The sequence below is a fragment of the Novosphingobium pentaromativorans US6-1 genome (genome assembly GCF_000767465.1).
In the GTDB taxonomy this organism is placed as follows: domain Bacteria; phylum Pseudomonadota; class Alphaproteobacteria; order Sphingomonadales; family Sphingomonadaceae; genus Novosphingobium; species Novosphingobium pentaromativorans.
In genome coordinates this window covers 416,242-430,227 of record NZ_CP009292.1, presented here as the reverse complement: position 1 = coordinate 430,227, position 13,986 = coordinate 416,242, and the positions used below count along the sequence as shown (strand labels likewise).

The 13,986-nt window shown below is 60.4% G+C and carries 12 protein-coding genes; 7 read left to right on the top strand and 5 right to left on the bottom strand.

Annotation, left to right across the window (positions count from 1 at the left end):
• Position 1: 1 nt before the first annotated feature.
• The 5 genes from JI59_RS20665 to JI59_RS20645 form a co-directional block, all read right to left on the bottom strand.
• The gene (locus JI59_RS20665; RefSeq protein ID WP_138921484.1) at positions 2 to 1,648 is read right to left on the bottom strand and encodes a flavin-containing monooxygenase; all 1,647 of its coding nucleotides are present in this window, start codon (positions 1,646 to 1,648) and stop codon (positions 2 to 4) included.
• Positions 1,649 to 1,834: 186 nt separating this feature from the next.
• On the bottom strand, positions 1,835 to 2,635 hold the full coding sequence (locus JI59_RS20660; protein WP_007014429.1) for an enoyl-CoA hydratase/isomerase family protein: 801 nt from the start codon (positions 2,633 to 2,635) through the stop codon (positions 1,835 to 1,837).
• A gap of 68 nt (positions 2,636 to 2,703) precedes the next feature.
• The gene (locus tag JI59_RS20655; RefSeq protein WP_007014430.1) at positions 2,704 to 3,558 is read right to left on the bottom strand and encodes a MaoC/PaaZ C-terminal domain-containing protein; all 855 of its coding nucleotides are present in this window, start codon (positions 3,556 to 3,558) and stop codon (positions 2,704 to 2,706) included.
• 28 nt (positions 3,559 to 3,586) lie between these two features.
• Complete coding sequence (locus JI59_RS20650; RefSeq protein WP_007014431.1) at positions 3,587 to 5,170, bottom strand: class I adenylate-forming enzyme family protein; 1,584 nt, start codon at positions 5,168 to 5,170, stop codon at positions 3,587 to 3,589.
• A gap of 120 nt (positions 5,171 to 5,290) precedes the next feature.
• Complete coding sequence (locus JI59_RS20645; protein ID WP_007014432.1) at positions 5,291 to 7,012, bottom strand: N-acyl-D-amino-acid deacylase family protein; 1,722 nt, start codon at positions 7,010 to 7,012, stop codon at positions 5,291 to 5,293.
• 145 nt (positions 7,013 to 7,157) lie between these two features.
• Between JI59_RS20645 and JI59_RS20640 the strand changes: the two genes are divergently transcribed.
• From JI59_RS20640 to JI59_RS25805, 7 genes are all read left to right on the top strand, one after another.
• Positions 7,158 to 8,372 (top strand): cytochrome P450, encoded by a 1,215-nt coding sequence (locus JI59_RS20640; RefSeq protein WP_160289749.1) that lies wholly within the window; start codon positions 7,158 to 7,160, stop codon positions 8,370 to 8,372.
• 68 nt (positions 8,373 to 8,440) lie between these two features.
• Positions 8,441 to 9,001, top strand: a complete 561-nt coding sequence (locus JI59_RS20635) for a VOC family protein (RefSeq protein WP_007014434.1) — start codon at positions 8,441 to 8,443, stop codon at positions 8,999 to 9,001.
• Between the two features lie 87 nt (positions 9,002 to 9,088).
• Positions 9,089 to 9,541, top strand: a complete 453-nt coding sequence (locus JI59_RS20630) for a hypothetical protein (RefSeq protein ID WP_203226096.1) — start codon at positions 9,089 to 9,091, stop codon at positions 9,539 to 9,541.
• The gene (locus JI59_RS20625; RefSeq protein ID WP_007014436.1) at positions 9,541 to 11,172 is read left to right on the top strand and encodes a GMC family oxidoreductase; all 1,632 of its coding nucleotides are present in this window, start codon (positions 9,541 to 9,543) and stop codon (positions 11,170 to 11,172) included. Before JI59_RS20630 ends, JI59_RS20625 begins: the two co-directional genes overlap by 1 nt.
• Positions 11,173 to 11,306: 134 nt before the next feature.
• Positions 11,307 to 11,897, top strand: a complete 591-nt coding sequence (locus tag JI59_RS20620) for a hypothetical protein (protein ID WP_138921485.1) — start codon at positions 11,307 to 11,309, stop codon at positions 11,895 to 11,897.
• A gap of 4 nt (positions 11,898 to 11,901) precedes the next feature.
• Positions 11,902 to 13,512 carry an FAD-binding oxidoreductase gene (locus JI59_RS20615; protein WP_039858032.1) on the top strand — a complete coding sequence of 537 codons (1,611 nt, stop codon included), beginning with the start codon at positions 11,902 to 11,904 and terminating at the stop codon, positions 13,510 to 13,512.
• Positions 13,509 to 13,934: a c-type cytochrome gene (locus tag JI59_RS25805; protein ID WP_052118014.1), complete on the top strand. Its 426-nt coding sequence runs from the start codon at positions 13,509 to 13,511 to the stop codon at positions 13,932 to 13,934. The genes JI59_RS20615 and JI59_RS25805 overlap by 4 nt, the downstream gene beginning before the upstream one ends.
• Positions 13,935 to 13,986: the final 52 nt, after the last annotated feature.

Sequence of the window (13,986 nt, the reverse complement as noted above, 5' to 3'; positions counted from 1 at the left end):
TCTATTCCGCTGCGTTCGCCGTTGCAGCTTGCGAATGGTGACTGACAACGAAGCCTTTATAGCCGTCCTGGACGATTTCCTGACATTTCTTGGCATAGGGGCCGATCCCGCCCGCATAAGGCATGAAACGCACGGGTTTGCCTTCGATGTTGGCGCCCATGTACCAGCTGTTGCCGCGCACCATCAGGGTTGCATTCGCGACCTCGTCGACATGGTCGGCCCACTTCTCCTGGGCTTCCGGATCGGGCTCGATGGTGTCGAGGTCGTTGTCGCGCAGCCAGGTCAGGCAATCGCCGATGAACTCGACGTGCTGCTCGATGGCATTGATGACGTTCACCAGAACCGAGGGGCTGCCCGGGCCTGTCACGATGAACATGTTGGGAAAGCCCGAAGCCATCAGGCCAAGGTATGCCGAAGGACCGTCGCGCCATTCGTCCTTCAGGAGCCGGCCCTCGCGCCCACGGATGTCGATGGCGTTGAGCGGTCCAGTGATGGCGTCGTAGCCGGTAGCGAACACGATTGCGTCCAACGGATATTCCGCGGCACTGGTGCGGATGCCGTTCTGCGTGATCTCGACGATCGGTTCTTCCTTGATGCTGACCAGCCCGACATTGTCGCGGTTGAATACCTCGAAGTAATGATTGTCCACGCAGATCCGCTTGGATCCGATGGGATGACTTGTGGGGATCAGCTTGGCTGCGGTTTCCGGATCCTTTACCGTTTCTCGGATCTTGCGGCGCACGAACTCCGCCGCGAATTCATTGGCCTCCTCGTCCAGGCTAATATCCTTGAAGGCGCGGAGGAAATTGGGGCTGCCGATCTGCCAGCGCCTTTCGAACTCGGCCTCGCGTTCTTCGGGCGTCGCTTCGAGCGCAGAGCGATCTGACAATTCATAAATGGTGCCCGCAGTGGTATTGTACCGGGCCTCGTGGCGCAGTTCGGGATAGCGGTCCTTCCACTGCCGTTCGTATTCAGGTGTCATCGGTCGATTGCGCATCGGGACTGAATAGTTGGCAGTCCTCTGGAAAACGGTCAGCCGTTCGGCCTCCGGTGCGACGGCCGTGATGACCTGGATGCCCGATGAACCCGTGCCGATCACCGCCACGCGCTTGCCGGCGAAATCGATCTGGCGGTCGCGCGGCCAGTTTCCGGTATGCAGGACTTCGCCCTTGAAGGTTTCAAGTCCGGGGATCGGAGGGATGCGGGTGGAGGAAAGGGCTCCCGTCGCCATGATGAGATAGCGGCAGCGATAGCTTTCGCCGGAGCTTGTGGCGACGTCCCAAAGTCCATCCACGTCGCTGTAGTGCGCTGCGGTGACCCGGGTGTTGACCTTCACCCCGCTACGCAGATCGAGGCGATCGGCCACGTAATTGACGTAACGCATGATTTCATCGCGCGTGGCGAACTTTTCAGACCACGACCACTCCTGTTGAAGCTCGTCGTCGAAGCCGTAAGAATATTGCATGGATTCCACGTCGCAGCGTGCGCCAGGGTAGCCGTTCCAAAACCAAACGCCCCCGACATCCGGGCCGGCTTCGACGACCTGGGCCGAAAAGCCGGCCTTGCGTGCTCTGTGCAGCATGTACAGGCCCGCGAAGCCAGCGCCCACGACGAATACATCCAGCACCTGATTATCGGCCGAACTCATGATCCGCTCCATTTTCTTGTCTCGCCTGGACTACTGCAGGCGGAGCAATGTTATAGCAGTTAACATTAGTCCGCAAGGGGCATGTGACGAGTTTGGTTTCTTCAACGAAAGTGTCATTCTTATCAGGCAACAACTTGTCGACGCGCCGTGGCTCTGGGAAGGCTCGAGCCATTGCGCCGGGCTGGGCTAGAGCGGGGATCGCGGGTCAAACTTCGGTTCGCGCTTTTCGACATGGCTGGCCATGCCTTCACGCACTTCCGGTCCCATGAATCCCAGCGCCTCCAGCGCGAGGGATGTGTCCATGATCGGCCAGGCCATGCGCAGCCACCCGTTGAGCGATTGCTTCGTCCAGCGGATCGCCGTCGGCGCACCTCGGGCGAGTTTGCGCGCGACTTCAAGGGCCCGGTCCATGAGCACACCGTCGTCCACGCACATCGACACCAGCCCGATGCGTTCGGCTTCTTCGGCTGGGATGGGATCGCATGTCAACAGATAGTACTTCGCCTTTGCCATGCCGCACAGCAGCGGCCAGAGCAGAGATGCGTGATCGCCTGCCGCAACGCCCAGACGGGTATGGCCATCGACCAGTTTGGCCGAACGCGCCATGATCGAGATATCGGACATGAGCGCCACGACGAGGCCGCCGCCCGCGGCTGGGCCGTTAATGGCGGAGATCACTGGCTTGCTGCAGTGGATCATGTTCTCCACCAGTTCGCGTGCATCCTTGACCATCTCGATCATGTCGTTCCAATTGCCCATCAGCTTGCCGTCGGCTTCGAAGTCGCCGCCTGCTGAAAAGCACCGGCCTTCGCCGGTAACGATCACGACCCGTACATCCTGGTCCCGGTCGATACGTCGCCAGATCTGCGATATGTCATGGTGCATCTGAAAGCTCATCGCATTCACGTTGCCACGCGACAGGGTGATGCGCAGGATTCCGTCCTCGGGCCAATCGAGCTTGAGGCCCTCATATTCCGGATAATCCATGATCAATCTCCTTTAGAACGGATCCCTTGGGCCCTGTAGTTGACGACTTGCCGGCCGCGGGCAACGGCTCAGTCGGTCAGAACTGCCTCGCAGCCGTTCAGAATTGTTTCGTTCCGCTCAACTGCGATGGCCCTGAAGCGAATTTTGCGCTCATCGGGATAAAGTTCAAAGCGGATCGTATCGCCGGGGAATGCTGGTCTGCTTAGCCGGACCGAAAGGCTTTTCAGCTTCGTCGGATCGCCTTGGGCATAAGCACGGATGATCGCCCTGGCGGCGATGCCAAAGGAAGCAAGGCCGTGCAGGATCGGGCGCGGGAAGCCTGCCTGGCGCGCGACCGCCGGATCGACGTGGACCGGGTTCAGGTCTCCCGAGAGTCGGTAGATCAGTGCCTGATTGGCCGCGGTAGGGACCGTCACCTCATCGACAGGCGGACCATCCGGAAGTTCGGTGGAGAATTTGGGAACCTCTCCGAAGCTGCCGCAACCGCCATCGCCTCGCAGGAACATGTTCTGCCAAAGCGTTGCCAGCGGAGCATCGCTTTCATCGTCGAAAAGCTGCCGTTCGATGACCATCAAGGCGCCTTTCTCGGCGCCCTTGTCCTCCACGCCCAGGATCCGGTGCTCAGCTCTCACAGTCCCGCGCGGGGCGAGGGGGCGATGCAAGGTGATCGCCTGCTCGCCATGCAACATGCGCACCCAGTCGATACCGGCTTCGGGTTCGCGCATCCACGATCCTGGATAGCCCAGGACGACAGCCATCGAAGGCGCAGCCTGCAGCTTGTGTTCGAAGACGAAGGGTAAATCGAGCTCGTCGAGCGGATCGGCGCCGTAGCCTATGCCCAGCGCATAGAGGATCGTATCGCGCTCTTCATAATTCTGGATGACGGGTTCGAAGCGCCAATTTCTTATGCGGTGGAGATCCATGCTCCCTCTCCCCTTGTTATCGTATCGGCTAACTGTCGAAAGGCAGGCGAAAGCCGTGCTGTCGCGCCAGTTGCTTCAGCCCAACCTTGTCGACCTTGCCGTAGTTGGCGCGAGGAAGATCATCGACGATGACCACTTCGCTCACTCGCTGATATTTGCTCAGGCGTTCGTTGCCCCACGCCTTCAGTTCGGGTGCGGTTGCGTTGCCGTCCTTGCGCAGGATCGCGAAGAGAAGCGGCGTTTCCATCCATTTTTCATGGAATATGCCCAGTGCGGCTACCTCCTGAACGGCGGGATGAGCCGTGAAGACGGCCTCGATATCGGCCGGAAATACATTGATGCCGCCCGACTTGATCATGTCCTTGGCGCGGCCGCAAATGTACAGGTAGCCGTCTTCGTCGAGTCTCCCGAGGTCGCCGCTGCGCAGATAGGTGCGCCCGCGTGGCCCCGTCCAGACCGTTTCGCGCGTCCTTTCGGGGTCCTTGTAGTAGCCCTTCATGAGCCCCATCGAATAACCGCAGATCTCGCCGATTTCCCCTTGCGGCAGTTCGGTGCCCGTGTTCGGATCGATGATACGGATGTCGTCGAGGAACATGCCTTTGCCGACCGATCCCTGCTTGCCCTTAGCATAGTCGGGTGGACCGACGATCGTCCCGAACCCTTCGCTCATCCCGTAGCCTTCCCACAGCTCCACATGGGGCAGCTTTACCTGCACCTCTTCGAATGTGGCCGGGGCCAGGGGCTGGCCTGCTGAAACGATGATGCGCAGCGATGACATGTCGTGCTGCGCAATCTCAGGATGCGCGAGGATCGCGACTGTCTGTGTGGGAACCAGGAAGACATGCGTACAGCGGCACCGTTCGACTTCTGTGATGAACCCGAGCGCGTCGAACTTATCCATCAGGACAATGCACCCGCCGCGGAACATGGTCGGGCCCATCGTCTGCCAGGTTCCGTTGGCATAGAGCGCGGTGGCCAGGATCGTGACCGAGTCAGCATCGAATCCGAAGTAGTGTCCGGTTCCGAACGTATAGTTGTGGCGCGAAAGATGGCTCTGCTCGATTCCCTTGGGAATACCGGTTGAACCCGATGAATAGACGATGTTGAGAGTATCTTCCGGATCGATGCGGACATCGACGGGATCTTCCGAACCGGCTGACACGAAATCCTCGATCAACCCGAAGGTTTCGTGAGGAACATCGGAATAGATGGATTCCAGTGTAATTCCCGTCAGGTCGGAGGCGATGTCCTCTACCATCGGTGCGCCATGACTGTCCGTAAACAACCATCGGCCATCCGAATTGTTAACGAGCACAGTTAGCGCATCCGGAGAGACCATGGTGTTTAGCGCCACCACAACCCCGCCAGAGCGGATGACGCCCCAAAACAGCTCGAATGCTGCAAGACTGTTCCGCATGTAGAGGCAGACCTTGTCGCCCTTTTTGAGGCCCGCGTCGAACAGCGCATTGGCGACCTTGCGTGTGCGGAGTTCGAGCTGCGACCAGGTCAGTGTGCGATTGCCGTGGATGACGGCGGTGCGCCCCCCTGAGAAACGGGCATGATGGGGTATGACGTCCGGATAGAGAAAATCGGACTGGAACGACATGACCATCTGAACTTCCCAAAAATCCTGAGTGTTTCACCTGCGTCTTCGCGCAGGTCTATCTAGAGCCATGGTGGCCTGTGACGCAACAGGTATTGCACAAGGTGGATGATTATTTCTTTTGAGCTATTATTGCGCGGACATTGCGGCGGCGCCTGCGCGCACCAGCCGACCGGGCAGAGCCCCTGTTGCCTGTCCGTCGCGATAGGTCACCTCACCGCTGACGATCGTGGCTCTGTATCCGCTGGCCTTCTGGGACAGGCGTTTGCCATTTGAAGGCAGGTCCCTGGAAACCGTGGGGCGGTGCAGGACAATGTTGTCGCGGTCGATGACATTGATGTCGGCCTTGGTGCCAACCGCGATCGTACCCCGGTCGAACAGTCCCACGGACGCTGCCGGTTGGCTGGTCAATGCTCGGACAAGCTTCGACAGGTCAAGTTCTTCGCGGTCGACCAGCTCGCCCAGAGCATACGTCGTGTAGGCTGCGTCGCAGATCAGGCTGTAATGTGCACCGCCATCGCCAAGCGCTACGATCGTGCCCTCGGCGCCAATACGGGGCAGGGTGTGATCGAGGTAGCCGCGCACGTCATTGCTGTAGGCGCACAGGATTGCATGGCCTTCGTCCTCCAGCAGCGCATCGTAGATGAGTTCGCGCAAATCCCGGCCTTCGCGGGCAGCGCGGGCACTGAGGCTTTCCTCCGCCTCGAAGCTGTAGCGGGCCGGTTCCGCCAGTGCATAGAGCTTCCAGCTGGGATTGGAGACAAAGCTGATCAATGAAGGATTGGGATCTTCGGGCCGCTCCTGCAGTAAACGGCGGCGAAGCTCCGGGTCGCGAAGTCGAGTCACCTTCTCGGGTAGAGGAAGGTCTTCGATTGCGCGGTAGCTGGGGTTGAGGGAAAAGGGATTGAGGCTGAGGTCGAGGCCGAACAGGACCCCGGGAGGGCGCGGCAGGAACTGGCCATTGATTTGCATACCCGCCTTGCGCGCTGACTCGATTCCATCGACGTAGGCGGGCCATGCCTTGTCGTCGTGGGGCAGGACAAACAGACTGAAGTTCAGGGGGCGACCGGAAACTTTCGCAAGGCGACCGAACAGCGCCAGTTCCCGTTCGGCGTCGGCCTCCAGATTGGGATTGATCTGAAACACGCCGTCGCCTGCATCGCGAAGCCCCGCCGCGAGCGCCATCAATTCCTTTTCCTCAGTATGGACGCTGGGGGCAGGCTTGCCGTCACGAAAGCGATGGAAGATGTTGCGCGACGAGGATACGCCAAGGGCGCCAGCCCTGATTGCATCGGCAGTGAGCCGGCGCATTTCCGCAAGCTCTTCGTCGTTGGCCGCTTCCATCGACGCGCCTTTCTCGCCCATGACATGTACGCGTAGCGGGCTGTGCGGCAGCTGCGCGGCGAAATCCATGTCGCACTGACGTTCGCTCAGTGCGTCGAGATATTCGGGAAAGCTCTCCCAATTCCAGGGCAGGCCCTGCGCCATGACCACCTGGGGAATATCCTCCACCCCTTCCATCAGGCGGATCATCAAGTCGCGGTTGCATGCCCGTGCCGGAGCGAAGCCGACGCCGCAGTTACCCATGACCGCTGTGGTTACGCCGTGATTTGACGAAGGTTTCAACCGCTGCTCCCACATCACTTGTCCGTCGTAGTGGGTGTGGACGTCGACGAAGCCGGGCGTGACGATGCAGCCGGCTGCGTCGACTTCTTCCACGCCGCCGGGTAGCCCCGAGCCTATTGCAGAGATGCGATTTCCGGAGATCGCAATATCGGCTTGGAAAGGGGCAGATCCCGTACCGTCGATAATCGTTCCATGCCGGACGACCAGATCGAATTCTTGGGCCATGGACACTCTCCGGTTTAAGGGGGCAGTTCTCCTTGTGCATCACCGCCCGGCTTCGTGTCGTTATTGCTTGCGTTACGATGAGTAGAATGATTATTCTATGAATGCAATTAAGCAGAGTATCCTGCTACCCTTGGGAGAGTCCGGTTTGGCGTCTGATCGTGCCATTGTGAGCGACCGTGTAGTTGATGTCGATATCCATGGTCTCGTGGCTCCTGGCGAAGACGTGCATCTTGCCTGGAGCGACCTGACGCGCGGTCCCGATCTGGTTTGGACCGAACGTAACGGCGGCCATTGGATAGCGGTCAACGGCGATCTTATCCGCACGATCTACAAGGATAAGGTGCACTTCTCCAATCGCGATGCGAGCCTTCCGGTGCCGCCTCCCGAGTTCCGTCTTTCACCCGCAAACGACGATGGTCTCGATCATGAGGAAGCGCGCGCGATCCTTGCGCCTTATTTTCGCCCTCAGGTAGTGGCCGGAATGGCCGGTCAAGTGCGCAAACTGTCGGCTGAACTGGTTGCAAAGCTGGCGCCGCGCGGAAGTTGCGAATTCATGGGCGAGTTCGCGCTCGTTCTCCCTGTCGAAATCTTTCTCGCCATGATCGACCTGCCTCTGGCGGATCGACCTGTTCTGCGTGCTCTTGCGGAACAGATGATCCGCGAATCCGAAGAGGACAAACGCAACGCCGGTTTCGAAGCGGCCGCCCGCTACCTCATGGAATGGCTTGATCGAAGGGCCGCAAAGCCGGGTGAAGACGTACTGTCGGCGATTGCAACGGCCACTTTCCGTGGGCAACCGATCTCAAGGCAGCGGCAACTCAGTCTGGCGCTGAACGTCTTGCTGGGTGGGCTCGATTCGACCGCTTCCATGACGGGCTTCATCATGGGGGCGCTGGCACGGGACCCGGCCTCGCGGCAGTGGTTCATCGATCATCCAGGCCAACGCCGCCAGGCAGTAGAGGAATTGATGCGCCGGCATGGCGTGGTGAACAATCTGCGTGTCGCGACTTGCGATGTGGAACTGGACGGTGTCACCATCCGCAAGGGAGAGCACGTCTATCTGATCAATGCGCTGCATGGCCTCGATCCGCGGCTCTACCCCGATCCACTGAAGATCGATTTTTCCCGCAAGCCACAGCCCAATGCGGTGTTCGGCATGGGCGATCATCGCTGTCTCGGGGCCAATCTGGCGCGCATGGAAATAGGCGTCTTCCTTGAGGAATGGCTGGCGAAAATTCCGGATTTCCGGATCGCCAAGGGCGAAACGCCGGTCACGCGCTCGGGGCCGGTGAACGGCATGGAATACCTGCCGCTCGAATGGAGCCCTGCCCGCGGCGCAGCGAGTGTGTCGCAGGATTGAAGACAGGATCGAAGAGGGGACCGACGGCCCCGCGCTATACGCTCGCCGTCGTCTGAAGGAGATAATCAATGCAGGCCGAGGCCATCAAATCAGTCAGTTCGCGATTGGCGGAACTGGGCGACATCATGCAAATCGCCTTCGTGCTGAAGGAAGAGGATCTGCACCCGGCCATCGACTTCTGGGTGCGCATGGGGGCGGGGCCGTTCTTCTGGAATGAGCGGACCGCCGACATAACCTACCGGGGGCAGCCCAGCCGGCCGCATTTTACAGCGGTCATGGGTTATTGGGGTAAAGTCCAGGTCGAACTGATCGGTCAGTTCAACGATGCACCGTCGATCTACAAGGACTGGCTGGACGCTGGCCGCAAGGACATGAACCACATCTGCATCGTGGTGCAGGACATGGCCGAGGCGCGCCGCCGTATCGCCGCAGTGGGCGGCGAGATAGTGCAGGAGAATGTCCTGCCTGGCGGGGAAGTAATCTATGTGAGCATGGGGGAGGGACCCTATATCGAGGTGGCTCAGGTTCCTGATTATGCCAAGTCGTTTTCGGACATGATGGAACAGGCCGCGCGCGATTGGGACGGCGTTACAGAGCCTTTGCGCGCTGGCGGCATTGTCACGTCCTGAAACATGACGCGGGCTGGTCGATCGACGTTCCCCTTTCCTTCGATAGAAGGATTGCGCGGACGGCTGGGCGATGAAGTGGCACGAAGAGTGCGGCCTGACCGAGGCAACTTCTGGCGTATGGCATGCTGGAACGAGGCGGCCGCTCTTGGGCTCATGGATCTTGCCGATGCCCTTCGTGCCGATGAGCGTCTGCCCGCCGAAGTCCGGGAATTCGTGATCATGCGCACGGCATTTCGTTGCGGCGCATCGCTTCCGGTGGCGCATCACAGCGCTGCCGCCCGCAGTCTCGCTGTTCCCGAGTGGCTTATCGAGGCGGCGATCGGGAGAGCGCAACTGCCGCTGGATGACGGCTTTGGCGACGTCGCTGCCGTTGTCGATTCGCTGGTCGCGGATAAGCAGGCCGAACCTGAAGCGTTTGAACGGCTCCAGGCGCGACTGGGTCCAGCGTTGGCCCTCGATATCGTGATGCTGACAGGTCTTTATATCACCGTTAGTCTGGTCATGAACGCCTGCGCAATCACTTGCGAGGATAAGGATTGATGCAAAGGCGTGAGGAGGCTCAGGGAGAGCGTTACGATTACGTCGTCGTTGGTGCCGGGTCGGCCGGATGCGCCCTTGCAGGAAGGCTTGCGCAAGACGGACGTTACCGCGTGCTTCTGCTCGAAGCAGGCCCACCGAACCATTTCATCTGGACCCGCTTCGCCCTTGGCTGCGGAAAGACGCTGAACGATCCACGCGTCAATTGGTGCCTTCAGTCGCAGCCACAGGAATCCATGGGCGGCCGCCGCCTGCACATTCCCGCCGGCAAGATTGTCGGCGGATCGTCCGCAATTAACGGCGGCGTATTCATGCGCGGCAACCCGGGAGATTATGACAGTTGGGCACAGAAGGGGTGTTTCGGCTGGTCATGGGCGGACGTCCTGCCGGTGTACCGGCGCATGGAACGCTACGTCGGCGATGAAGTCGATCCTGAAGTCCGGGGCGGCGAGGGGCCACTTTGCGTCACGCAGGTGCCTGAGCGGGACCCGCTGATCAGCGCGCTGATCTCATCGGCGGGCGAGGCGGGGCTGCCGGTCAACCGCGACGTTAACGGGCGGGATCAGGAAGGCATCTGGTTCGGCCAGGCGACAACCAGGTCGGGATGGCGACACAGCGCGGCCGACGCTTATCTCCGGCCGCAGCGCCGCAATTCCAACTTGCGGGTGGTGACCGGCGCTCTCGTCGACCGGGTCGTCGTCAGGGACGGGCGCGCCGAGGCGGTCGTCTATTCCACGCGCGCCGGACCGGCACGCGCGGAGGCATCGGGTGAGATTATCCTGTGTGCCGGGGGGCTTCACTCGCCGGCGATTCTCGAACGATCGGGAATCGGCGATGGTCGGCGGCTCCAGAGCCTGGACATTCCGGTCGTATGCGACCGGCCCGCTGTGGGCGAGAACCTGCAGGACCACTGGGCGACCTGGATGAAGTGGCGGGTGCACGGTCACGCAACATTGAACGAGCGCACCCGGGGGCTGCGTGCCGTATGGGAGGGACTCCGGTTCATGGCAACCCGGCGCGGCGCCTTGAGCCTGCCTTTCGGATCGGCAGTGGCTGCCTGGCGCAGCGATCCCGCTGTCTCGGATTGCGATGTGCTGTTCACCGCCAATCCCTTTTCCTATGACAATCCCGAAACGCGCAAGCTCAATGCATTCCCGGGGATCACGATTTCGACGATGCTTCTGCGGCCGCATAGCAGAGGAAACCTGCATATATCGGCTTCCGATCCGGTGCGGCCGCCATCGGTCGATTTCAGAGGCCTTTGCGATGCGCACGACGTGCGCGTCATTGCGCGGGGGATGAAATTCCTGCGTCAGGTGATGCAGGGACAGACGCTGAGCAGGTATCGGCCCGAGGAACTGTCGCCCGGACCCGACGTCGATTCGGAGTCTGGACTGGAGGCGTTCATACGCGCTGCCGGGAACAGTTGTTATCACCCTTCCGGGACCTGCCGCATGGGAAGCGACGAGGCTGCAGTGGTCGATCCGAAGCTGCGGGTTCGGGGTATCGCAGGTCTGCGGGTCGCCGACAATTCGATCATGCCGAGCATCGTTTCCGGTAATACCAATGCCGTGGCTATCATGATCGGGGAACGGGCAAGTGAATTCGTTCTGGCCGACGTACCGGGCCGATGAACCTGGGCAGATCACGCGAATAAGTTCTATGAATGAAATGCTTGACGCACTGATGATATAGCCATAATTCTCCATCCATACGAACTATAAGGAGCATGGGCGGGATGCAGGTTTCTTCCGCTTCGGGAGAGGGTTTGAGCAGGCGGCAGGTCCTAGCAGGCGCTGCGGCCGTCGGCACCGCCGCAGCCGGCATGGCGCTTTCGGGAAGCATGTCGTCGCTGCAGCCGGCACTCGCAGTCCCTCGCATGGCGATACTGGATGAAGGCGCTCCGGTTGCTGCAGCGCTACCCGGACTGCTGGTCGCCCGCGTTCCCAGGGTAGAGCGCTTTCGCGGTGACATTTCGCAGCTTTGGTTCGGGCGAATGGCCAGGTCCCCGGCAGCTTTGTCCGCTCCGATCCTTGGCCTTACCAGCGCAGGGTCGATGTACTGCATCGAGGAGCTTGGTGCACGTCACGGGCTGCGCCTGCTTGCGGCAGTCTATGCCCATTCGATCGACGATAGTGTGGCCGGCGACGCGGCCTGGCTGCGCGGAGAGATTGCGGCAGCGCGGCGTCATGGCAATGCGGTGCTGGCATTGGCGCGCGGCGCGCCGGGCATGCCAGCCCCCGGAACGCCGGCTGAACGTTTCGCTCGTGGCGGGCGGGATCGTCTCGTCGCGTGGATAATGGCGCCCAGCGGCGCCAATCAAGCGGGGCCGGCGAAGATCCGGTCGGAAAGGGTTTGACGTCGTGAGGATACCACCTGGGGTAAACGAGGCCGATTATAGCGCGGCGCTTGGAGAATTCGCACGGATCGTGGGCAGTGACTGGGTTCTCACCAGTGACGAGGACATGGCGACTTACAAGGACACCTACTCACCCTGGAAGGGCGAGGAAAAGGAACTGGTCGCCTCTGCCGCAATCGCGCCCGACAACGCCGACGATGTGCAGGAAGTCATGAAGGTTGCACATCGATACGGCATTCCCATCTATCCGGTCTCCACAGGCAAGAACCTGGGCTATGGCGGCGCAGCACCGGTCTATTCGGGCAGCGTCGTGCTCGATCTGAAGCGCATGAATCGCATTCTCGGTTTCGATGAAACCGCGGGTACCGTTCTGGTCGAACCCGGGGTCAGCTATTTTGACCTCTTTCAGTACATTCAGGAGCGCAACTTGCCTTTCTGGGTGGATACACCTGATCCGGGTTGGGGAAGCCTGATCGGGAACGCGCTCGATGGCGGCATGGGCGGCACATACGGAATGCTGCGGCACCATTACGAGTCGCACTGCGGCATGGAAGTCGTTCTGGCCGATGGTGAAGTGTTGCGAACGGGTATGGGCGCGATGCCCGCTGCCAAGACATGGCAGCAGTTCCGTTGGGGCTATGGACCCTACCTGGATGGTTTGTTCAAGCAGTCCAACTTCGGCGTCGTTACCAAGATGGGTTTCTGGCTTGGGCCAAAGCCCGAGGCGTTCCGGCGCGGAACGGTGTTCGTGCCGCGTTTTGCCGATCTTGAAACCTTGGTGGACATCAAGAACTATCTTGAAGACACCATGGCGACGAACGGCATGCCAGAGATCGGCAGCCCCCTGCTCGGTGGTGGCGACCTGTCAGATCCGACGTCGGCTGCCATGTACATTCGCACCGATGCGAATATCGCGGAGATGGAAGCACAGGCAGCGAAAAAAGGCGGGTTCTGGAGTTGCCGCTTTGCCTATTACGGCAATGCCGCCGTGATCAAGGCGCAGTGGGAGCATACAAAGGCGCTGTTCACCGACCGCATTCCCGGCGTCACATTCCAGGATGATGAGGTATACGATCTGCCGGCTACGCCGGAACAGATGGCGAAATTCAGAACTCATCCTACGATTCTGGGTATTCCCAATCTGCTTGCTTTCCAGATTGGCGGCCGATCCGCCTTCTATCCAAATCCGACTTCCGGTCATATGTGGTTTTCGCCCGTGATCCCGCGAACCGGAGCGGCGATCATCGAAGCCAACCGGGTACTCGTCGATGCGGCGAAGGAATACAACGTGCCGCTTCTCTGGTTCAGTCCTCCGGTCAGTATCTGGCCAAGAGGCCAAATGCTGGTGATCGGCGTTCCTATCCGAGAGGATCCGCAGGAAAACGAGCAGATGCGCAATGCCTTCAGGCACCTGATCGCGACCGCTGCGGAACATGGCTGGGGTGAATACCGAACGCCGCCGATCTATCAGGACTTCGTGCAGTCCACCTACTCTTTCAACGATCATATCCAGCGCCGCGTCAGCGAGGTTCTCAAGGACGCGCTCGATCCGAAAGGCATTCTGTCGGCAGGGCGCTATGGAATTTGGCCAAGGCATCTGAGGAAAGAAGCATGACTTCGCGGATCGCAAAGCGCCTGTTTCACACGGGACTGCTCGCCCTTGCCCTTGGCCTTGCCGGTTGCGAGGTCAAGTCCAACCCTACGCAGGAAGAGTCGATCCCCGGGACGCCCCGATTGCCGGAGGTCGCCAAGATGGACATCCAGGCTGACGGCCCCGGCTTGGGCAAGGCCGTCTACACCAAGTGGTGTTCCATCTGTCATTCTGACGGACCCGGCTATCCCGGCACCGTCGCTCTGACTGAACGCTATAAGGGAACCGAGATTTCCGGCGTTCTGCTCAAGCGGACCGACCTGGATCCGGATTTCATCAAAGGCGTCGTGCGTGGCGGGCTGTTCAACATGCCCAACTTCCGAAAGACGGAAATCTCGGACGCTGAACTGGATGCGCTGGCAAATTACCTGGCGAGCAGCAAGTAAACGGCGGGCATCACCAGGTACCTGGCGGCGCGGCTAAAAATTCAGGGCCGGG